The sequence below is a fragment of the Streptomyces sp. NPDC001889 genome, assembly GCF_053594535.1.
In genome coordinates, this window is the sequence record NZ_JBSFER010000012.1 from 58,812 (window position 1) to 79,309 (window position 20,498).

Sequence of the window (20,498 nt, forward strand, 5' to 3'; positions counted from 1 at the left end):
TAGCCAAGCCTTACCAAACCTGCGTCGGGTCCCCAGCACGAAAGCGGAATGTCCATGATCAGCACGACCTCCTCGCGCCGCCGAACTCTCGCCCTGGCCACCGCACTCGCCGGTGCTCTCACGCTCACCGCCTGCGGCTCCGGCTCGGACTCGGGCTCGGGTTCCGAGGACAAGGGCGCGGACAAGGCGGCTTCGAAGACGACGGTCGTCAAGACGGCCATGGGCGATGTCAAGGTGCCCGCCGAGCCGAAGCGCGTCGTCGTGCTCGACACCGCCGAGCTGGACTCCGTGATCACCCTCGGTGTGAAGCCGGTCGGCGCCACCCGCACCGACACCCCCTCGGGCTTCCCCGGCCATCTGCCCAAGGAGTCGGTCGAGGGCGTCAAGCTGGTCGGCGAGATGCCGGACCCCAGCCTGGAGACCATCGCGGCGCTCGACCCCGATCTGATCCTCACCAGCAAGATCCGCCACGCCGACAAGTACAAGGAGCTGTCGGCCATCGCGACCACCGTGATGACCGAGTCCACCGGCCTCCCCTGGAAGGAGAACTTCCTGACCCACGCGAAGGCGCTGGGCAAGGAGGCCGAGGCGGAGAAGGCGATCGCCGGCTACAAGAAGCAGACCGCCGCCGTCACCGAGGCCCTGGGCGGCAAGGAGAAGGCCGCCGGCACCGAGGTCAACATGGTGCGCTTCATCGAGGGCGCGGACATCCGCATCTACGGCAAGGAGAACTACATCGGCACGCTGCTCGCCGATGTCGGTCTGGGCCGCCCCGCCATCACCGACAAGGCGGAGGAGGGCTTCATGCTCAATGTGAGCCCCGAGAAGATCGACACCGCCGACGCCGATGTCATCTTCCACTCCACCATCGGCGACCCGAAGAAGGCCAAGGCCACCGAGGTCCTCGGCGGTCCGCTGTGGAAGAACCTCGGCGCGGTGAAGAAGGGCAACGTCTTCCCGGTCGAGGACGAGCTGTGGATTCAGGGCATCGGCTACACCGCCGCCGGCAAGATCCTCCAGGAGATGCAGACCGCGCTCACCAAGTGACGCATGACGCGGTGACGCGGTGACGCGGCAGCCCACCGGAGCACGGCGAACCGCCCGGCACGGGCCTCTCCTCGGGGAGGTCTCCGCGCCGGGCGGTTCGCCGTCCGGGCCCCCGGGGCCCCCGGATCAGCCGGGGTCCCAGCTCTCGTCGTCCTCGGAGGCGCCGTTGAACGGGGTCACGGTCATCGTCAGTCGCGGTACAGCCGCCATCGTCCTCATCCTCACGTGTGTCGTCATCGTCATCACCCGCTCCCGCCCGGCCTCAGCCGAGCCGTCGGCGGTCGCGCCCACGCATGCCACGCATGCCGCGCGGACCGTTCGCCGGTGCCGTGTCGCCGAGCCCCGGCTCGCCCTGCGAACAGGGCATATCGGGGCCGGGCGGGGTGGTCGGTACGGCTCGGGGCAGGGTCGTGGTCATCTTCATCACCTTGAGAGGGAGGTACGCGGCGAGGTCTTCCGTCGGCGGCCATGGTCCGGTGGGGCCGGCGGCGGCGGTTCCACTCGCGTGTGCCGGGTGGAACGTCGGTCGGGCTCCCGCGCGGCCCCTTCCCCCGCGCTCGGCCGGCCGGCCGGCGCGCGGAGGCGCACGCCGGCGGCAGGCGTTCGGGGAGGAGGAGAGGGGTCCGCTCCGTGGACGTAACGACGCGCGTCAACGCGTGCGATACCCACGGATGCGTACTGCGAGAACTCGGAAACTGCGTCGGGGCCGAGCGCCCGGACGCTGATGCGTCACGGCACTCACCGGGTGGTGGCGGTGTCCGCCTTTCCTGTGGTCATGCCCCGATCCTGACAGGGGGTGGGGGTACCCGCAACGCAGTTTTCACGGCGTGATGAGCCGCCGGGAGCGGCCCCCGAAATTCCCTTCCGCACAGGCGAAAGCCCCCGCGCGGCGGCTTGCCGAACGGGGGCGGAGGGTGTCTCGCGAACGCCTGGGCGGGGGCCGCCGGGTCAGTCGTGGTTGTGGGTGGAGGAGGTGTCGGCGGGGGGTTCCGTACGGCCGCCGTCACGGCCCGAGATCACCACCGCGAGCAGCACCGCGATGGCCGCGGCGGCCAGTACCCGGCCGGTGAGCCGCAGGCCCCAGCCGGCCGCCGAACCCGAGCGCGCGCCGGGCGCGGCCAGCCGCTGGGAGCGGCGCGCCGGACGGAGCAGCCGCACCAGGAAGAGGGCGGCGATGGGGAGTTGCAGCAGCCAGATGGAGGTGCGGAACCAGCCGTCGTACCAGACGTTGGTCCCGTACAGCAGGGTGTGCCACACGCTCAGCACATAGACCACGAGGACGAAGCGGTGCATCACCCGCCAGGTCCTGGGGCCGATGCGGTGGCGTATGTAGAAGAGCAGACCGAGCGGGATCGCGAGATAGAGGGCGGCCTGGCCGATGGGGATGGCGATTCGGCCGGTGCCGGACTCGTAGCCGCCGGGCACGAAGGACTCGACGAAGGCCGTCCAGGTGCTGCCGTACCAGGTGTCGGTGTCGTGGCGGATCAGCTCGGCGGCGAAGGCCAGGGCGTGCGCGAAGATCAGGGCGATGGTGTTGATGCTGGTGGTGCGGTGCAGGCGCTCCAGCCGGGGGACCGACATCGGCAGCCAGGACGGGCGGGGGCCGGAGAGCAGCAGCCCGAGGATGACCGTGCCCCAGGCCCACAGCAGCGCCGACCAGCCGAAGGCCTGGCTGACGAAGTAGACCCAGAACGCGCCGGTGTCGGCCATGAAGGGCATGACCGTGACCGTGGAGGAGGTCTTCGCGCGGATGCGGAGATAGAGGATCACGAAGATGACGGCGGTGATGGCGAGGGCGACCGTGCCGTCCAGGACGCTGTTGCGCAGGTCCGAGCGGAGGGTGATCCGGGGCTGGGAGCGCTCCCGCGCGCGGGGGATGGAGACCAGGCCCTGTCCGCCCTCGGCTCCCGATCCCGCTCCCGTGCCCTCGGCTCCCGATCCCGATCCCATGCCCTCCGCGCCCGTGCCCGTGCCCGCCGCCGTCGGCCCGGGGTGCTGCCCGGCGGCGCCGTCGGGGGACTCCGGCTCCGGAGTCGCTCGCTCCGTGTTCGGCTGCATCGGCTCGGCTCCGCTCCTCGCTGAGACCCGCGCGGGCCCGGGGCGCGTGCGGGGCGTGTCGGTGGAGGTGTCGGACACGGTGGCCGGAAAGTTCCCGGCACTCCTCAGTGACGTGCATCACTGTGTCCGGGTGTCCGGGCAAAGGGCGTGATCGGGCGATGTGTCGGCATCAGCGGGTCTTCCCCGGACCCCAGGTCCCACTGGCACCATGACTCCCATGGGAGCCGGACCCGCACTCCGCCTCGCCCACACCGCGGTGCTCGCCGCTGTGTGCGTCGTGGTGTCCGGGCTCGGCCATGCGCTCTCCTCCGACGGTGCGTCACCCTCCCTCTGGGGATATCTCGTGGTGATCCCGCCGGTATGCGCGGCGGCCTGGCGGCTCACCCGTACGGAACGCTCCGCGCGGTGCGTCGTCGCGGCGAGCGCCGCCGGGCAACTGGCGCTGCACATGCTCTTCGGGCTGGTGGCCCATCCGCCGGCCGGGGGCGGCGGGCTCCATCCGCCCGGGCACACGGGGATGGCGCGGGCGCCGTCCGGCGGTGTGCTCGATCCGTCCGCGCTCACCCCGCTGACCGGTGCGATGGGGATGGCCCATCTGCTCGCCGGGGCGGTGTGCGGGTGGTGGCTCTGGCGCGGGGAGCGGGCGCTCGTGCAACTGTCGCGCGCGCTCCGGCTGTTCGCCGGGGGGCGGCTGCGCTTCGTCCGCACGGTGCTGTGCGGGGTGTGCCTCCCGCCGGTCCCGCTCCGGGTACCGCCCGGCCACGGGGCGCCGGTCCGGGCGCCCGCGTCCCTGGTGTCCCTGCGCGCGCTCCCCCGGCGCGGGCCGCCCGCGCTCTCCTTCTGATTCGTCACCTCGTCACCTCATCCATTCCCCACGGGAATCCCTGACGGGCTCTGCCCGGACATGAAGGACGTTTTGTGATGCTTTCTTCCCATGTTGTCGAGACCGAGCGCGACCGCGACGCGGAGATCACCGGCTGGGCGCTGGCGGCCGGGCTCGGCGATCAGCGGGCCGCCGAGCTGTTCGTGGGGGCCACGTACGAGGACGTGCGGCGGTTCGTCGCGCACCTCACCGCCGATGTGCGCGGGGCCGAGGATCTGACCCAGGAGACCTATCTGCGCGCCCTGCCGAGTCTGAGACGGTTCGCCGGGCGCTCCTGCGCCCGGTCGTGGCTGCTGGCGATCGCCCGCCGGGTGGTGGTGGACCGCTACCGGAGGGCGGCGGTACGGCCCCGTGTCGCCGACACCGCCGACTGGCTGAGCGCGGCGGACCGGGCGCAGCCGCGCCATCTGCCCGGGCTGGAGGAGGCGGTGGCGCTGGGGGACGCGGTGCGGGGGCTGGAGCCGGGGCGGGGGAGGGCGTTTGTGCTGACGTGTGTGGTGGGGTTGTCGTATGCGGAGGCGGCGGAGGTGGTGGGGTGTCCGGTGGGGACGATACGGTCGCGGGTGGCGCGGGCCCGTCGTGACCTGGCGGCCATCTGGCACGCCCCCCACCCCCCGTCCCTCCCCTCAGCCGCCTAGCCCCCACCGCCCCCGCACGACGGGCAGCCCGAGCAACCCCAGCCCGTCTGGGGGCACCTCCCAGAAGCAGCTCTGGGGGAGTTTGAGGACGGACCCTGCGCCACAGGAGACCCGAGCAAATTCAGCCCGTCCGGCGTTTGAGGACGGACCCTGCGCCACAGGACCCCGCACCCTGCGGGCCACGGTCGGGGGCCAGCCCCCGAACCCCCGCGCCTCAAACGCCGGCGAGGCTGAATACGCCCAGCCCATCCGGGAACACCTCCCAGAGGCAGCTCTGGGGGAGTTTGAGGACGGACCCCGCACCACAGGACCCCGCACCCTGCGGGCCACGGTCGGGGGCCAGCCCCCGAACCCCCGCGCCTCAAACGCCGGCGAGGCTGAATACGCCCAGCCCGTCTGGGGGCACCTCCCAGAGGCAGCTCTGGGGGAGTTTGAGGACGGACCCCGCACCACAGGAGACCCGCACCCCGCGGGCCGGGTCCGGGGTCAGGGGGAAGGGGTCACCTGGCGTTCAACCTTCGCCGCGAACTCCGCCCAGATCTTGGCGTGATCCCGCGCCAACTGCGCCACCACCCCACCCCAGTGCGGCGGCACATGATCCACCAAGTGATCCCACCCCGCCGCCTCCAGCGTGTGCATGTTCAGCAGGCGCAGCAGCGTGCGCCCGCTCTCGCTGAAGCGGAGGGAGGGGTCCGCGCGCAGCCGGGCCACCAGGAGGGCGCGGTCCTTGATCATCGCGCGGTCGACCGGAGGCGGCTCCGGAGGCGCGGCCGGAGCGGCGGCACGGGCCGGGCGGCCCCCGCAGCCGCCCGCCCCCCGCTCCCCCGGCACCGGGTCCTCCCCCCGGCTGAGCCGGTTCCGCACATCGCGCGCCGTCTCCGGCGAGATCCCCGCCGCCTGCGCGATCTGCCGCAGCGAGAGCCCCGGGTTCTCGGTCATCAGCGCACTCGCCAGCCTCCGCCCCACCGCCCGGTTGACCGGCCGCACCCTCCCGTCCTGCCCGATCCGGGCGCTGTCGGCGGACGCCACCCCCGGCACCCGTTTCCGCATCCCGGCGACCGTGCGCGCGGCGATCCCCGTCACCGCCGCCACCATCCGGTCCGACCACTGCGGATGCGAGGTCATGATGCGTTCGGCGGCCTGTTTGCGGTCCGCCAGTGAGAGCGGCAGACCGTGGGCGATGTTCATGCTGACGGCGACCACGAAGGCGTCGGCGGCGTCGCCGTCGAAGAACCGCACGCCGATCGTGCCCTGCCGCCGCAGCCGCGCCGCCTTGAGCCGGTGCATCCCGTCGATGACCCGGTTCGTGGGCCGGTGCACGATGATCGGCGGCAGCTCCGCGTGCGCCGTCGCGAGCGCCTCCACATGGTCCGTGCTCTCACCGAGAATCCGCGGCGAGTCCGCGGAGTGCAGCGCGTCGACGTCGACCTGGACAACCGGTTCCTGAACGGGCTGGACGAACTGCGCGAGCTGTACGTGCTGCGCGTGCTGCTGCTGTGTGTGCTGCGCCTGCTGTACGTGCTGCTGTACGTGCTTGGTCCCCGACTCCACTGAGACTCCTCACGATGTGATCCCACCCGGGAGCGACCACCCCGTGCCCGTCCACCGAGAGACCCCACGCCGGCGCCGGGCGGCGCGCGTGGTGTCGGGACCGGGCTCCGCCGGAGTGATCGTGGTCTGCTGAAGAAGACGTGGTGGCGAGAAACTTCCCCCCGTCGCGCACCCTCCCCGTCGCACGCTTTCCCAGGTGGAGGCCCCCGCTTCACCCCCCTGCCGGCGTGAGGACGGGTCCCCCGACCCCCTCACTGCTCAGCTCAAATCCGACTATAACAACGCGTGTTCCCGTGCGTACCCATAGAAGTCCCCTATTCCGGGACCCCGCATCCCCTAGGGCCCTCCCCGGACCCCGCCGGGAACAACCGCAAGGGGGTACGGACCACACCCCACCGGTGGCCCGTACCCCCCTCGTTGCCCTCACGGACACCCCCCAAAAAACGGTGTCCGCGCGGGCGGTCTCACACGGTGCGCAGCGCCTCCGTCGGGGAGAGTCGCGCCGCCCGGATCGCGGGCAGCAGCCCCGCGAGCGCACCGATCAGCAGGGCGGAGACGATCCCGCCGACCCAGGACTCGACCGGGATCACCACGGCCCAGTCCTGGGTACTGGCGTAGATGGCGGTCGACGCCACCCCCGCCCCGACCCCGACCGCGCCCCCGATCAGCGCCAGCATGACCGCCTCGGCGAGGAACTGGCCGCGCACCTGGCTCCTGGTCGCCCCCAGCGCCCGCCGCAGCCCGATCTCGGACCGCCGCTCCAGAACCGAAATGATCATGATGTTGGCGACACCGACCGCGCCGACGATCAGCGCCACCGCCCCGAGGCCGAGGAAGAGGCTGTTGAAGGCGCCCTCCGCCGCCGCGCGCGCGGTGAGCGCGTCGGACGGCTGGCTGACGTCGACCTCCCCCGCCGCCTGCGGGTTCGCGGTCTGCGCGAGCACCGACTGCACCGCGCCCACCTGATCGGTGGCGGACCTGACGTACACCGTGCTCGGCGGGCCGCCGACGGGCTTCCCCGCCACGACGCTGACATGGTTGAGATAGTCACGCGCCGCCGGATAGCCGATCAGCGCGCTGGTGTCGATCTCGCCGGTGAGCGCGGCCGGCTCCAGGATGCCCACGACATAGAACCACTGGCCGCCCAGCCAGACCCGCTGCCCCGGATAGACCCGGGTGATCCCCATCCGCTCGGCGGCGGTCGCGCCGAGCACGGTCACCGGCTTGGTGGCGGTCGCCTCGTTCAGCCAGCGCCCGTGGGCGACCCCGGTGGCGATCACCGGGAGCAGATTGAGGCTCGCCGCCCTGACCTGGAGGGCGTTGGTGTTGGTGGAGGGGACCAGCGGGCTGCGGTACGCCTTCGCGTCGGCGACCGTCCCCACATGGGCGATCTCCTCGACCGGGTCCAGCATCGAGAGCCGGGCGGGGGCCTCCAGCGGGAGCTGTGCCTCCTTGCCGCTGAGGGTCTGCCCGTTGGTGACCTTGAGCAGATTGGTGCCGAGCCGGTCGATCTCCGCGAGCAGCCCGGCCTGGGAGGACGAGGACAGCCCGAGGACGGCGACGATCGCGGCCACCCCGATGGCGATCCCGAGCGCGGAGAGCGCGGCGCGCAGCGGACGGGAGCGGATGCCGATACTGGCCAGCCGGGCCTGGTCGCCGAGGCGCAGCCGGGCGGGGGCGGTGAGGTCCTCGGCGTTCATCCGCTCTCCTCCCCCGCGCCCGCGCCGCCCGTGCTGTTCCCGCCGCCCGCGCCGCCCGTGCTGTTCCCGCCGCCCGTGCTGTCCGAGACGATCCGCCCGTCCAGTACGTGCACCTGGCGCGGGAGCCGGGCGGCGAGTTGCGCGTCGTGGGTGATGACGACGATCGTCGCGCCCTCCGCGTTGAGCTGGTGGAGCAGTGCCACGATGGCGGCGCCGGTGGTGCTGTCGAGATTTCCGGTGGGCTCATCGGCGAGCACGATGGCGGGCCGCCCCACCAGCGCCCGGGCGATGGCCACCCGCTGGCGCTCGCCGCCGGACATCTTCCCCGGCCTGAAGCCCTCCCGGTGCCCCAGCCCGACCTGGGCGAGGGCGTCCGACGCCCGCCGGCGCCGCTCGTGGACCCCGGTGCCCGCGTACAGCAGCCCGTCCGCGACGTTCTCCAGCGCCGTGGCGTACTCGGCGAGGAAGAACTGCTGGAAGACGAAGCCGATACTGCGGGCGCGCAGGGCGGCCAGCCGCCGGTCGTCCAGTGTCGCGATGTCGATGCCGTTGATCCGTACGACCCCTTCGGTGGGCCGCTCCAGGGTGCCCATCACCTGGAGGAGGGTGGTCTTGCCGGAGCCGGAGGGGCCGACGATCGCGACCAGTTCACCCCGGCGGACGGTGAAGGAGACCCCCCGGAGCGCGGCGACCGGCGGCTGTTCGCCGTAGGTCTTGGTGACCGCCGTCAGCTCCAGGACGGCGGGTGCGACGGACGCGGAAGGCGCCGCGGGCGCCGCGGACACGGCGCCCGGGACCGTCCGGGGCGAGGGAAGGGTGGTCATGTCGAGGGCACCGCCACCCGGTCGCCGGCCGCGAGCGCGCCGGTCACCTGGACCTGCCCCCCGGCGCTGTCGAAGAGCCCGAGGGTGACGGGCACGGTCTCCCGCCCGCCCGCCGCGGTGACCCGCTCCACCGCGTACCGCCCCCCGGCGAGACCGACGAGCGCGGTCACCGGGACGGTCAGGGCCTTCTTCACCCCGGCGGTGGTGATCTGGACCTGGACGGGGGCCTGGTCGAGGCTGCCCGCGTCCTTGGGGCGCTCCAGGGTGATGTAGACGGGGAGCGCGGCGGTGGACGCGCCGGAGGCGGAGGCCTCCTCGCGGTCGCCGCCGTCGCCGTCGCCGGACGAGGAGGTGGCGATGGTGCCGATCCGGCTGACCCGGCCGGGGGTGGTGCGGTTGTCGGGGAGGGTGACCCGCACCCGGTCGCCGGTCTTCACCCCGGTCTGCTGGGAGGCGTTCAGCTCCACCCGCACCTGGCGGCTGGTGGTGCCGGCCTCCACGACCGGGGAGCCGGGCACGGCCCGGGTGCCGAGCTGGGCGACCGTCCTGGTGACCCGCAGGGGGCCGGGGAGCAGCACCGCGTCGCCGAGCTTCAGCCGCCCGGTCTCCTCGGCGCCGATCTCGTCCTGGAGGTTGATCAGCGCCTCCCGGGTCTCGGCGCCGAACTCGTCGGAGTCCTCGTCGATCTCACCGGAGCCGGCGTGGCCGAGGGCCAGCAGATTCCGGTTGAGCGCCTTGACGTCCCGGCCCTCGTCGCCGTACGCGAGATCGCGGTAGAAGGGCCGCGAGCCGCAGAGCAGGGGGACGGGCCGGTCGGCCACGCCGTAGAGGGTCTCGCCGCACTTGATGACATCGCCGACGGCCGGGAGGGAGGTGTAGATGCCCCGGGACTGGTTGACGGCGGTGTGCGCGCCGCCGTCGGGGCGGGCGGCGTACGAGAGGGTGCCGACCTGGCTGACCTGCGCGGAGAGCGGACCCTCCCGTACGGTCGCGACCGCGCCGCCGCGCTCCTGGTCCGGCGCCGCCACCGGGTCGCCGCCGAACGGGTCGGTGACGGCGACCGCCCCGCCCGCCGCGGCCACCAGGACCACGGCGGCGGCGACGAGCAGGGGTCCTCTGCGCCGGCGGCGGTGCCGGCGCGGCTCGGGCTTCCCGGCGGGCGCGCCCGGCGCGACCGTCCCGGCCGGCGCCTGGGCCTCCGCTTCCTTCCCCGGCTGCGTCTCCGGCTCCGGCCCCGTCACCGGGCCGGTCGCCGCCCCGGCCCTCGGCGCCGTCTCGGGTGCCTCGTCGCTCATCACTGCCACCGCCGGTCTCAGTTGGGTCCGGGACCGGGGGCGACGCCGCCCGGCATGTGCTTGCGGCAGGTCTCCTCGGCCTTCTTGAAGACCTGGGACTCGGGGTCGAGTTCCGGGCCGCGGTTGAGCTGGAGGCGCCCCTCGACCGGGTCGGGGAAGGCCGGTACGCCGTTCTCCCGCATGCAGGAGACGAACTTCAGCAGCTGCTTCTCCTGGTCGCTGCCCGCGCCGGAGCCGCTCGCGAGGCCCGGGGGCTCCTTGTCCTTGCAGGCCTGCTGGGCCGACTTGTAGGTGGCGTTCTCCGGGTCGAGCGGCCCGCCGCGCTGCACCTGGAGCCGGAGCCGGCCGTCGACGGGGTCGGGGAAGGAGGCGACGCCGTTCTCCCGCATGCACTGCGAGTACGCCACCAGGGCCGCCGTGCGGTCGGCGGTGCCGGTCCCCTCCCCCTTCGGGGCGGAGTTGCCGCCGTCGTCGCCGGAGCCCCCGTCGTCGGACTCCCCGCAGGCGACGGCGGTGAGGCTGAGCACGGTGATGGCCGCGAAGGCCATCGCGGCCCTGGCGGCGGCGCGTCGGCCGCCGGGTGCGTGTGTCCTGCTCATGTGCTGGTCCCTCCGTGTCCTCGGGCCGTCCGTGTGGGCGGTGGGCCCGCTGGTGACGCCGATGCGTTGCGGTGTGACGACTCCGTTCTACGAGTCGTCCGGTCACAGCGCGGTTCGCACCGGGACCTGACGGTGACGGGCCGGCGCCGGGTACGTTGAGGCGGGCCGGCGCGCTGTGACCGGTGTGCGACCGGGGGGCGGGCAGGCTGGTGGGCACCGTCCGGGGACCGGAAGGTGCGTTCGGCGGAGGGCGGGCGATGAGAGTTCTGGTGGTGGAGGATCAGGCCGAACTGGCCGCGTCCGTGGCGCGGGTGCTGCGGCGCGAGGGGATGGCGGTCGATGTCGTCCACGACGGCGCGGAGGCGCTGGAGCGCGCCTCGGTGGTCGACTACGACGTGGTGGTGCTGGACCGGGACATCCCCGGGGTCCACGGCGACGAGGTCTGCCGGACGCTGGTGGCGGGGGCGACCTCGCGGGTGCTGATGCTCACGGCGTCCGGCACCATCGCGGACCGGGTGGAGGGGCTGAGTCTGGGCGCCGACGACTATCTGCCGAAGCCGTTCGCGTACCAGGAGCTGATCGCCCGCATCCGGGCGATCGGACGGCGGTCGCAGCCGGCGGTGCCGCCGATCCTGGTCCACGGCGATCTGAGCCTGGACCCGGCGCGGCGGGTCGCCACCCGGGGCGGGCGCGAGCTGGCGCTCAGCCCCAAGGAGCTGGCGGTGCTGGAGTATCTGCTCGCGGCGCAGGGCCGGGTGGTCTCGGCGGAGGAGCTGCTGGAACGGGTCTGGGACGAGGCCGCCGACCCGTTCACCACCACGGTGAAGGCGACGGTGAGCCGGCTGCGGTCCAAGATCGGCAGCCCGGCGCTGATCGACACGGTCCCGCGCGGCGGCTACCGCATCTGACCCACGGCCCGCGCCCTGCCGCGCCCGCCACCGGCCCCTGACCAGCACCGGCCCCCGCCCCAGCCCGTCGTCCCGCCGGCCCGCGCCCGTGCGCGAGCCGGCCGAGAGGCCGCACCCATGCCCCGTACCCTCCGCGCAGCCCCCCGCGCCTCCCGCGTCCCGCGCCTCCCCCGGCTGCCGCGCCCGCCCGCCCGGTTACGGCCGAGCCGGGTCCGCACCCGGCTCACCCTGCTCTACGGAACGCTGTTCACCGTCTCCGGCACGGTGCTGCTGGCCATCGTCTATCTGCTGGTGAGCACCCGTCCCCGGAATGTCGTCACCAAGGTGCGGCGCGCCCCGGGCCCTCCCACCCCGGGGTCCGGCCAGGGGCCCACCGAGGGACCGGGGAACGGGCCGCTGCTCGACCTCGGCAAGGACATGCGGCGGCAGGCGGAGCGGCAGCACGAGTCGATGCTCCAGAACCTGCTGGTGCAGTCGGGGATCGCGCTCGCCATCATGATCCTGATCTCGCTGGCCCTGGGCTGGCTGGTGGCCCGGCGGGTGCTGCGCCCGCTCTCCACCATGAACTCCGCCCTCCAGTCGATCACCGCGCGCAATCTCCACGAACGGCTCGCCGCCGAGGGGCCGCGCGACGAGATGAAGGACCTCTCGGACACCGTCGACGGGCTGCTGGAGCGGCTGGAGACGGCACTCGGCACCCATAAACGCTTCGTCGCCAACGCGGCGCACGAACTGCGCACCCCCCTCACCCTCGAACACGCCCTGATCGAGGAGATGCTCATCGACGAGGACGCGGGCCCCGGGGAGCTGCGCGCCACCTTCGGGCGGGTGCTGGAGATCTGTCAGCAGCAGGGCCGGCTGCTGGACTCGCTGCTGACCCTCACCACCGGCGAACGCGGCCTGGACCGACGCGCCCCCCTGGACCTGGCCCGGCTCACCGAGCAGGTCGTCGCCGCCGCCCGCCCCGAACTCGACCGGCGCGGGCTGCGCGTCGGCACCCGGATCACCGCCGCGCACAGCCACGGCGACCCGGCGCTGGTGGAGCGGCTCATCGCCAACCTCCTCGACAACGCCACCGACTACAACATCCCCGGCGGCAGCGTCGAGATCCACTGCGGCACCCGCGCGGGCCGCGCGGTCGTCTCGGTCACCAACACCGGCCGTCCGATCCCCGCCGACCAGCTCGACCGCCTCTTCGAACCCTTCCACCGGCTGGACCGCACCGCCGGCCGCGACGGCCACCACGGCCTGGGCCTCTCCATCGTCCGCGCCATCGCCCAGGCCCACGACGCCCCCCTGACCGCCACCGCCCACCCCTCCGGCGGGCTCCGCGTCGATGTCTCCTTCCCCCGCCTCCCGGAACCGGCTCCCGAGGAGACCGCCACCGCCGGGGCCGTCCCCCGCTAGGGGGTTTCTCTCGGATCAGGCCGGACACGGGAGGCTCCCGGGGCGGCGCGCGCCCCGGGAGCCGTGGTGCCGGTGGCCGGATGGCCGGATGGCCGGGTGGCCGGGTGGCCGGGTGGTCAGGACCTCGTGGCCGCCTCCCCGGAGGCGCGGACGGCGAAGGTCGCCTCGAACTCCTCGATGTCGTCCTGGGCCAGGGAGATCAGCGAGAAGTCGGACGGCGTGTGGCCGCCGCTCGCGCCCTCGGTGACATGGGCGACCAGACCCCGGAGCATCGCCGCCCAGGCTCCCAGCAGCTCTTCGAGGAGCGGGGTGCCCAGCAGACCCACCGGGCTCTCCAGAAGGACTGTCAGCTCCGGGCCGCCCGGGAGGTCACGGACCGAGCCCCCGGCCTCCAGCGGGTGGCGGGCGGCCATCTCCGGGTCGATGGTGCCGCCCATCGCCCGCTCGCCCGCCGGGCGCCAGTCGGGGCGGACGCCCCGGGTGTCGCCGTCGGCGGCCGAGGCGAAACGGCCCATGTAGTTGAACGCGACCTGCGGGGTGGGCAGGGCCGCCAGGGTGGGGGCCGTCGCCGGGTTGAGATGGCGGAGCATCCCGTACCCCAGTCCGTCGCCGGGGACGGACCGCAACTGCTCCTTGACGCGCTTGACCAGCCGGCCCGCCGCCGCGCCGCCGGAGCGGACCTCGGCGAAGTCCAGCACCCCGGGGTCGAGCCGGACCGGGTGGACCCCGGTGAACCAGCCGACCGTGCGGGTCAGATCCATCTCCCCGGTCAGCGGCTCCCGGCCGTGCCCCTCCAGCGCGACCAGCATCCCCCCGTCGAACCCCTCGCCCCGGGAGCGCCGCCACTCCCCGACGGCGGCGACCAGCGCCGCGAGCAGCACATCGTCGACCCCGGCGTGGAAGGCCGCGGGGACGCTGGTGAGCAGCGCGGTGGTCACCTCGGCCGGCAGGGTCAGCGGCACCCGGTCGAAGCCGTGCGCCAGCTTGTCCTCGGCCGGGTCGAGCGGCCGTTCGCCCAGGATCAGTTCGGACCCGGCGAGCATCTCCGTCCACCGCGGCAGCTCGCTCACCCGCTGCTGGCTCCGGGCCTGCTCGGCCAGCTCCCCCGCCCAGCGGCGGAAGGAGGTCCCCACCGGTTCGAGCGCGACCTCCGCGCCCGTCTCCAGCGTGCGGTACGCCAGCGCCAGATCGGGCACGAGAATCCGCCAGGACACCCCGTCCACGACGATGTGGTGCGCGGCCACCAGAAGACGGCCCGGCACCCCCGGCCCGAGGTCGAACCAGACGGCCCGCACCATCTGCCCCGCGTACGGGTCGATCCGCCGGGCGGTCTCCCGGGCCTCCGCGTTGACCAGGGCGGACAGCTCCTCGTCGGTCAGCCCCGCCGCGTCCACCCGGCGCACCAGATCCGCCGCCGGCGCGCGCTCGCCCGCCTCCGGGACCAGCAGCCGCTCCGCTCCGCCGGGCTCGTCGGCGGCGACCAGCTCGGCACGGAGCAGATCGTGGTGGTCCAGCACGGCCGCCAGGGCCGCCGTGAGCCGCGCCTCCTCCAGCTCCGCCGGAACCGCCAGCAGCATCGACTGCGTACCGGAGCGGGCCACCGAACCGGACTGCCCGGCCAGCTCCCGCATCACCGGCGTCAGCGGCACATCGCCGGTCGCCACGTCGTCGACGGCGTCCGCGCCCTCCCCGTTCTCCACGGTCCCGGCGACCCGCGCCAGCTCCGCCGGGGTCTTCAGCTCGAACACCTGGCGCGGGGTGATCACCACTCCGGCCCTGCGGGCCCGCGACACCACCAGCATCGACATGATCGAGTCGCCGCCGAGGCCGAAGAAGGAGTCCTCGGCGCCCACCTTCTCCAGGTTGAGCACCTCCGCGAAGAGCCCGCAGAGCAGCTCCTCCACCGGGGTCGCGGCGGCCCGTCCGGTGACCCGCCCGGCGAAGTCCGGCGCGGGCAGCGCCTCCCGGTGCAGCTTGCCGTTGACCGTCACCGGCAGCCCGTCCAGGGCGATCACCGCGACCGGGACCATGTAGTCGGGGAGCCGGTCGGCGACATGCGCGCGCAGCGCCTCCTGGTCGACCGTCCCCGCGTCCTCCGGGACGACATACGCCACCAGCCGTTTGACCCCCGGCTGGTCCTCGCGGGCGATCACCACGGCCTGCCGGACGGCGGGGTGCGCGGCGAGCACCGCCTCGATCTCGCCGGGCTCGACGCGGTAGCCGCGTATCTTCACCTGCCCGTCGGCGCGCCCGGCGAAGAGGAGTTCCCCGTCCGGGCTCCACCGCGCCAGGTCCCCGGTGCGGTACATCCGCCGCCCGGCCGGGCCCGCCGGACCGCCGCCCGCGGGCGCCGGGAAGGGGCAGGCCACAAAGCGCTCGGCGGTGAGCGCCGCCTGTCCGACATAGCCGCGCGCCACCCCGGACCCGGCGATGTACAGCTCGCCCGTCACCCCCGGCGGCACCGGGCGGAAGGCGTCGTCCAGGACATAGGCCGAGGAGTTGTCCATGGGGTGGCCGATGGGCACCAGATCGGGCACCTCGCGGCCGGCGGTGAAGGCGATCTGGGTGGTGAACGCGGTGGTCTCGGTGGGCCCGTAGGTGGAGCGGACCACCAGGCCGGGGTGGGTCTCCAGCAGGACGCGGATGGCGTTCGCGGAGACCACGTCACCACCGGTGGACACCTCGCGCACCCCGGTGAAGATCTCCGGGTGCTGCTCGGCGAGCACCCCGAAGAGCCCGGCCGTCGCATGGACGTTGGTGACCCGCCGGTCCGCGATGAGCCGCCCGCGCGCCACGGCGTCGACCTCCCCCGGCGGTACGACGACCAGCTCCCCGCCCCGCAGCAGCGGCACCCACAGTTCGTAGGTCGACGCGTCGAAGGCGTGGTTGGCCTGGACGAGGACGCGCTCCACGGTCTCGTCGCGCCAGCTCCCGTCCAGGCAGAAGCTCAGCACATTGCCGTGGGTGGCGCCGACGCCCTTGGGTTCGCCGGTGGAGCCGGAGGTGTAGAGGACGTACGCCAGATGGTCGGCGGTCAGCGGTACGCCCGGGTTCTCCGCGCCCGGGCCCTCCGCCAGGGTCTCGAAGGCCACCGGGAAGAGGGCGGCGCTGAACGGGTTCTCGCCGCCGAGCCGGCCGGCGGTCCCCCGGTCGAGCAGGACGAGGGAGACCTCCGCTTCGGCGGAGCGGCCGTGCAGCGGCACATAGGCGCCCCCCGCCTTGACCACCGCGAGCAGCGCGGTGACCAGCGCGGCGGAACGCTCCAGCACCACGCCGACCCGGCTCTCCGGGCCGACCCCGGCGGCGATCAGCCGGTGCGCGAGCCGGTTGGCGCGTGCGTTGAGCTGCGCGTACGTCAGGGTCTCGGCGCCGTCGGTCACGGCGGGCGCGTCCGGGGCCGCGGCGGCCCGGCGCTCGAAGGCGGTGGCGACGCAGCCGCCGGGCAGCGGGCGGGCGGTGTCGTTCCAGCCCTCCAGGACCCGGTGGCGCTCCTGCTCGTCGAGGAGTTCGGCCCGGCCGACGAGGGTGGACGGGTCGTCGGCTATCTGGGTCAGCAGCCGGACCAGCCGGGCCATCAGGGACTGGACGGTGCCCTCGTCGAAGACGTCGGGGCGGTAGTCCAGGCGGAGTTCCATCGCGTCGGCCGGGGTGACGACCAGGGTGAGGGGGTAGTGGGCGGCCTCCTCGCCGCCCGCTCCGGTGATCCGGATCTGGCCGTCGGCGGGGGCCGCGTCGGGAGTGCCGCCGCGGGCGCCGGGCGGGGGGCCGCCGTGCAGCGGGCCCGCGGCGCCGGGCGGCCGGGCCCCGTGCGGCCCTTCCGTGCCCGGGGGCGGCCCGGGGGGACGGCCCTGGGGCGGTCCCGGCGGAGGGCCCTGGGGCGGCCCGGGCGGGGGGCCGTCGCGCCGGGGGCCCGGCGCGCCGCCCGGACCGGGTTCGCCCGTCTGGCCGCGCGGCCCCGTGCGCGGCTGCTGGACCGGCCCGCGCGGATAGTTCTGGTAGACGACCAGCGCGTCGAAGGTCGCCCCGGGGCCCGCCACCCGCTGGATCTCGGTGAGACCGAGGTGCTGGTGCTCCAGCATCGCCGAGTGCTGGCCCTGGAGCCGCTCCAGGACCGCGCTGAACGGCAGCGCCGGGTCCAGACCGACCCGTACCGGCACGGTGTTGATGAAGAGCCCGAGCATCCGCTCCACGCCCGGCAGATCGGCCGGCCGGCCGGACACGGTGGCGCCGAACACCACATCGCCGCGCCCGGAGAGCAGGCCGATCAGCACGGCCCAGGCACTCTGCACGACGGTGTTGAGGGTCACCCCGTGGCTCTGCGCCACCCCGCGCAGCGACTCGGCGAGGCCGTATCCGGCCCGGGAGACGACATGCTGGAGCATCACGGGCGGGCCGCCCCGGTCGGCGGGGCCGACCAGCGTCGGTTCGGGGGCGTCCGCGAGCAGCTCCCGCCACGCGGCGCGGGCGACGTCCTTGTCCTGGCGGACCAGCCACTCCAGATAGGTGCGGTACGGAGTCACCGGCGGCAGCACCCCGGCGTCGCCCCCGGCCCCGTACACCTCCCACATCTCCCCGAAGAGGATCGGCAGCGACCAGCCGTCCATGAGGATGTGGTGGATCGTCACGACCAGCCGGTGGCGCTCCGGGCCGAGTCTGACCAGCAGCACCCGCAGCAGCGGCGGTACGGCGAGGTCGAACCGCGCCCGGTCCGCGTCGGCGGCGCGGGCCTCGGCCTCCCGGGCCGCCTCCTCGTCCAGTCCGGCGAGGTCCACCATCCGCCAGGGCAGCGGGGCCCGCTTGGCGATCACCTGGACCGCGTCGCCGGAGCCCCGGGTCTGGAAACCGGCCCGCAGGCTGGCGTGCCGGTCGAGCAGCGCCTGCCACGCGGCCCGCAGCCGCTCGGGCTCCACCCGTCCTTCGAGGGTGAGCACGCGCTGTCCGACATAGACGTCGCGGGGCGCGTCCTCGTCGTAGGCGGCGTGGAAGAGCAGTCCTTCCTGGAGTGGCGCGAGCGGCCACACGTCCTCGACCTGCATCTGGGTCAACGTCTTCTCCTTCTCACCGGGCATGACGCGAGGGCGTCGGAGCGGGGGGCCACCGAGGGGGCGGTTGTCGTGGGCATCAGCGGGGCGGCGGGGGCAGCAGATGCGGCCTTCCGCCGCCCCCGCCGGGCGGCGGGAGCAGATGGGGTCGGCCTCCGCCGCCGGGGGGCGGGCCGAGCGGCCCTCCGTGCGGGCCCCCTCCCGGCCCGCCGTTCGGACCCCCGTGCGGACCCCCGTGCGGTCCGCCGGCGCCGTGCGGTCCGGTGGGTACGGGGCCGGGGGCGCCGGGCCCCCGGGTGAGCTGGGTCCGGTACAGCTCCGCGTACACCCCGTCCAGCGCGAGCAGTTCGTCGTGGACACCGCGCTCCACGATCCGTCCGCCGTCGACCACCAGGATCTGGTCGGCGTCGCGGACGGTGGCGAGCCGGTGGGCGATCACCAGCGAGGTGCGGCCGGCCAGCGCGGTCCGCAGCGCCCGCTGCACCGCCGCCTCGGACTCGGAGTCGAGATGGGCGGTGGCCTCGTCCAGGACCACCACCGACGGGGCCTTGAGCAGCAGCCGCGCGATGGCGATGCGCTGCTTCTCGCCGCCGGAGAAGCGGTAGCCGCGATCGCCGACGACGGTGTCGAGCCCGTCGGGGAGCGAGCTGATCAGCCGCCAGATCCGGGCGGCGTCGCAGGCCTCGATCAGCTCGCGCTCGCTCGCGCCGGGACGGGCGTACTCCAGGTTGGCGCGGAGCGTCTCGTGGAAGAGGTGCGCGTCCTGGGTGACCATGCCGACGGTCTCGCGGAGCGACTCCAGCGTGAGATCGCGGACGTCGTGGCCGCCGATCCGCACGGTGCCCCGCTGGGGGTCGTAGAGCCGGGGCACCAGATGGGTGAGGGTGGTCTTGCCGGCGCCCGACGGGCCGACCAGCGCGGTGAGCTTCCCGGCCGGGGCGCGGAAGCTGATGCCGTCGAGGGTCCAGGAGTCGTCGGGCCGTTCGGGCGCGGGGGCCGCGAGCGCCTCCAGCGAGGCGAGGGAGACCTCGGAGGCCGCCGGGTAGCGGAACCGTACGTCCTCGAACGCGACCTCCGGCGCGGTGGCGGCCGGCGCGGGCAGGGCGCGGGCCCCGGGCCGTTCGGTGATCAGCGGCTTGAGGTCCAGCACCTCGAAGAGCCGGTCGAAGCTGACGAGCGCCGTCATGACCTGCGCCTGGGCGTTGGAGAGCTGGTTGATCGGGCCGAACAGCCGGGTGAGCAGGGTGGCGAGGGCGACCAGGGTGCCGATCTGGAAGGCGCCGTCGATGACCAGCGAGCCGCCGATCCCATAGGTGACGGCCGTGGCGAGCGAGGCGAGCAGGGTCACCGAGAGCAGCAGCAGCCGGGAGTGGACCCCGGTGACGATCCCGAGGTCGCGGACCCGGGCCGCGCGGTCCGAGAAGAGCCGGGTCTCGTCGGCGGGCCGGCCGTAGAGCTTGGTCAGCAGGGCGCCCGCGACATTGAACCGCTCGTTGAGCATGGTGCCCATCTCGGCGTCCACCTGCATGGACTCCCGCAGCAGCCGCTGGAGTCTGCGGCCGACGACCCGCCCGGGAAGGATGAAGAAGGGCAGCACCACCACGGCGAGGACTCCGACCGCCCAGGAGAGATAGAAGATCGTGCCGAGCACCAGCAGCAGCACCAGGGTGCTGGACATCACCATCGACAGCAGCGAGGTCATCGCCTGCTGGGCGGCGACCACGTCGGTGTTGAGCCGGCTGACCAGGGAACCCGTCCGGGCGCGGGTGAAGAAGGCGAGCGGCTGGCGCTGCACATGGTCGAAGACGGCGGTGCGCAGGTCGTAGACGAGCCCCTCGCCGATCCGGCCGGAGAGCCGGCTCTCCAGGAGCCCGGCACCCGCCTGGAGCACCGCGAGCGCGCCGACGGTGAGGGCGACCCGGACCACCACGGAGGTGTCCCGGGGAAGGATGCCGTCATCGATGAGGACCTTGAACAGCAGCGGGGTGGTGACGATCATCAGCGCGTCCAGCGCGGTGATGACCAGCAGCGCGGCGACGGTGCCCCGGTAGGGCCGGAGATAGGGCAGAACGCGCCGCAGGGTGCCCGGGGTGATCTGCTGCCGGTCCGGGGACTCGGGGCCGAATCCGCCCCGCACCTGGATGAGGGGGCCCGGTCCACCGATCATGAGACGGGAACCCGCGCGGTGGTGGCGGGCGCGCCGCCCATGGCGGTGACCAGGCTCAGCGGGCGCATGTCCGTCCAGACCCGCTCGATGAAGTCCAGGCAGGCGGTGCGGGCGCCGGGGCCGTGGGCGACCGCCCAGCCCCCGGGTATGTCCGCGAACGCGGGCCAGAGGGAGAACTGGCCCTCGTCGTTGACGAGCGCCAGAAAGGTACCGTCCGCGTCGTCAAAGGGGTTGGCCACAACAAATCCTTTCCTTGTTCCTGGGGAACCGGATTGTGCTGAGCGAAGGCATGACCGTGCGGGATATCAATCACTCCGGGACGGCGCATTCCGGGATGGCGCATTCGGGGACGGCGGAGCGCTTTCCCGCTCCCCCCTGC

Annotated in this window: 15 protein-coding genes; 5 read left to right on the top strand and 10 right to left on the bottom strand. The window is 73.9% G+C overall.

Features of this window, described 5'->3' with window-relative positions; translation table 11 throughout:
- Nucleotides 1-54 precede the first annotated feature (54 nt).
- Complete coding sequence (locus tag ACWCRA_RS15475) at nt 55-1,047, top strand: ABC transporter substrate-binding protein (protein WP_351555729.1); 993 nt, start codon at nt 55-57, stop codon at nt 1,045-1,047.
- Between the two features lie 262 nt (nt 1,048-1,309).
- Here the strand turns inward: ACWCRA_RS15475 and ACWCRA_RS15480 are convergent, their stop codons facing one another.
- Both ACWCRA_RS15480 and ACWCRA_RS15485 read right to left on the bottom strand, forming a co-directional pair.
- On the bottom strand, nt 1,310-1,465 hold the full coding sequence (locus ACWCRA_RS15480; protein ID WP_451067826.1) for a hypothetical protein: 156 nt from the start codon (nt 1,463-1,465) through the stop codon (nt 1,310-1,312).
- A 530-nt stretch (nt 1,466-1,995) separates the two neighbouring features.
- Complete coding sequence (locus ACWCRA_RS15485) at nt 1,996-2,997, bottom strand: ferric reductase-like transmembrane domain-containing protein (protein ID WP_451067885.1); 1,002 nt, start codon at nt 2,995-2,997, stop codon at nt 1,996-1,998.
- A 325-nt stretch (nt 2,998-3,322) separates the two neighbouring features.
- Here ACWCRA_RS15485 and ACWCRA_RS15490 point away from each other — a divergent pair, with 325 nt between their 5' ends.
- Nucleotides 3,323-3,949, top strand: a complete 627-nt coding sequence (locus tag ACWCRA_RS15490; protein ID WP_351555721.1) for a hypothetical protein — start codon at nt 3,323-3,325, stop codon at nt 3,947-3,949.
- A gap of 77 nt (nt 3,950-4,026) precedes the next feature.
- Entirely contained in the window at nt 4,027-4,626 is a 600-nt protein-coding gene (locus tag ACWCRA_RS15495; protein WP_351555718.1) for a sigma-70 family RNA polymerase sigma factor, read from the top strand.
- Nucleotides 4,627-5,112: 486 nt separating this feature from the next.
- Here the strand turns inward: ACWCRA_RS15495 and ACWCRA_RS15500 are convergent, their stop codons facing one another.
- The 5 genes from ACWCRA_RS15500 to ACWCRA_RS15520 form a co-directional block, all read right to left on the bottom strand.
- Complete coding sequence (locus ACWCRA_RS15500; protein ID WP_351555715.1) at nt 5,113-6,177, bottom strand: ParB/RepB/Spo0J family partition protein; 1,065 nt, start codon at nt 6,175-6,177, stop codon at nt 5,113-5,115.
- A 464-nt stretch (nt 6,178-6,641) separates the two neighbouring features.
- A complete protein-coding gene (locus tag ACWCRA_RS15505; RefSeq protein WP_351555713.1) occupies nt 6,642-7,877 on the bottom strand; it encodes an ABC transporter permease in 1,236 nt (411 codons plus the stop codon).
- Nucleotides 7,874-8,701, bottom strand: a complete 828-nt coding sequence (locus ACWCRA_RS15510) for an ABC transporter ATP-binding protein (protein WP_451067827.1) — start codon at nt 8,699-8,701, stop codon at nt 7,874-7,876. Before ACWCRA_RS15510 ends, ACWCRA_RS15505 begins: the two co-directional genes overlap by 4 nt.
- Nucleotides 8,698-9,996: an efflux RND transporter periplasmic adaptor subunit gene (locus ACWCRA_RS15515; protein WP_351555709.1), complete on the bottom strand. Its 1,299-nt coding sequence runs from the start codon at nt 9,994-9,996 to the stop codon at nt 8,698-8,700. The genes ACWCRA_RS15510 and ACWCRA_RS15515 overlap by 4 nt, the downstream gene beginning before the upstream one ends.
- 17 nt (nt 9,997-10,013) lie before the next feature.
- A complete protein-coding gene (locus ACWCRA_RS15520) occupies nt 10,014-10,595 on the bottom strand; it encodes a hypothetical protein (protein WP_351555706.1) in 582 nt (193 codons plus the stop codon).
- 257 nt (nt 10,596-10,852) lie between these two features.
- On the opposite strand from ACWCRA_RS15520, the gene ACWCRA_RS15525 reads away from it, so the two are divergent.
- Complete coding sequence (locus ACWCRA_RS15525) at nt 10,853-11,503, top strand: response regulator transcription factor (RefSeq protein ID WP_351555703.1); 651 nt, start codon at nt 10,853-10,855, stop codon at nt 11,501-11,503.
- 117 nt (nt 11,504-11,620) lie between these two features.
- Nucleotides 11,621-12,910: a sensor histidine kinase gene (locus ACWCRA_RS15530; RefSeq protein ID WP_351555701.1), complete on the top strand. Its 1,290-nt coding sequence runs from the start codon at nt 11,621-11,623 to the stop codon at nt 12,908-12,910.
- Nucleotides 12,911-13,026: 116 nt separating this feature from the next.
- Here ACWCRA_RS15530 and ACWCRA_RS15535 read toward each other — a convergent pair whose 3' ends face one another.
- The 3 genes from ACWCRA_RS15535 to ACWCRA_RS15545 all read right to left on the bottom strand — a co-directional run bounded on the left by ACWCRA_RS15535 (nt 13,027) and on the right by ACWCRA_RS15545 (nt 20,358).
- Nucleotides 13,027-17,946 (bottom strand): amino acid adenylation domain-containing protein, encoded by a 4,920-nt coding sequence (locus ACWCRA_RS15535; protein ID WP_451067886.1) that lies wholly within the window; start codon nt 17,944-17,946, stop codon nt 13,027-13,029.
- An 85-nt stretch (nt 17,947-18,031) separates the two neighbouring features.
- Nucleotides 18,032-20,119: an ABC transporter ATP-binding protein gene (locus ACWCRA_RS15540; protein WP_451067828.1), complete on the bottom strand. Its 2,088-nt coding sequence runs from the start codon at nt 20,117-20,119 to the stop codon at nt 18,032-18,034.
- Nucleotides 20,116-20,358, bottom strand: coding sequence for an MbtH family protein (locus ACWCRA_RS15545; protein WP_351555696.1), 243 nt, complete (start codon nt 20,356-20,358; stop codon nt 20,116-20,118). Before ACWCRA_RS15545 ends, ACWCRA_RS15540 begins: the two co-directional genes overlap by 4 nt.
- Nucleotides 20,359-20,498 lie beyond the last annotated feature (140 nt).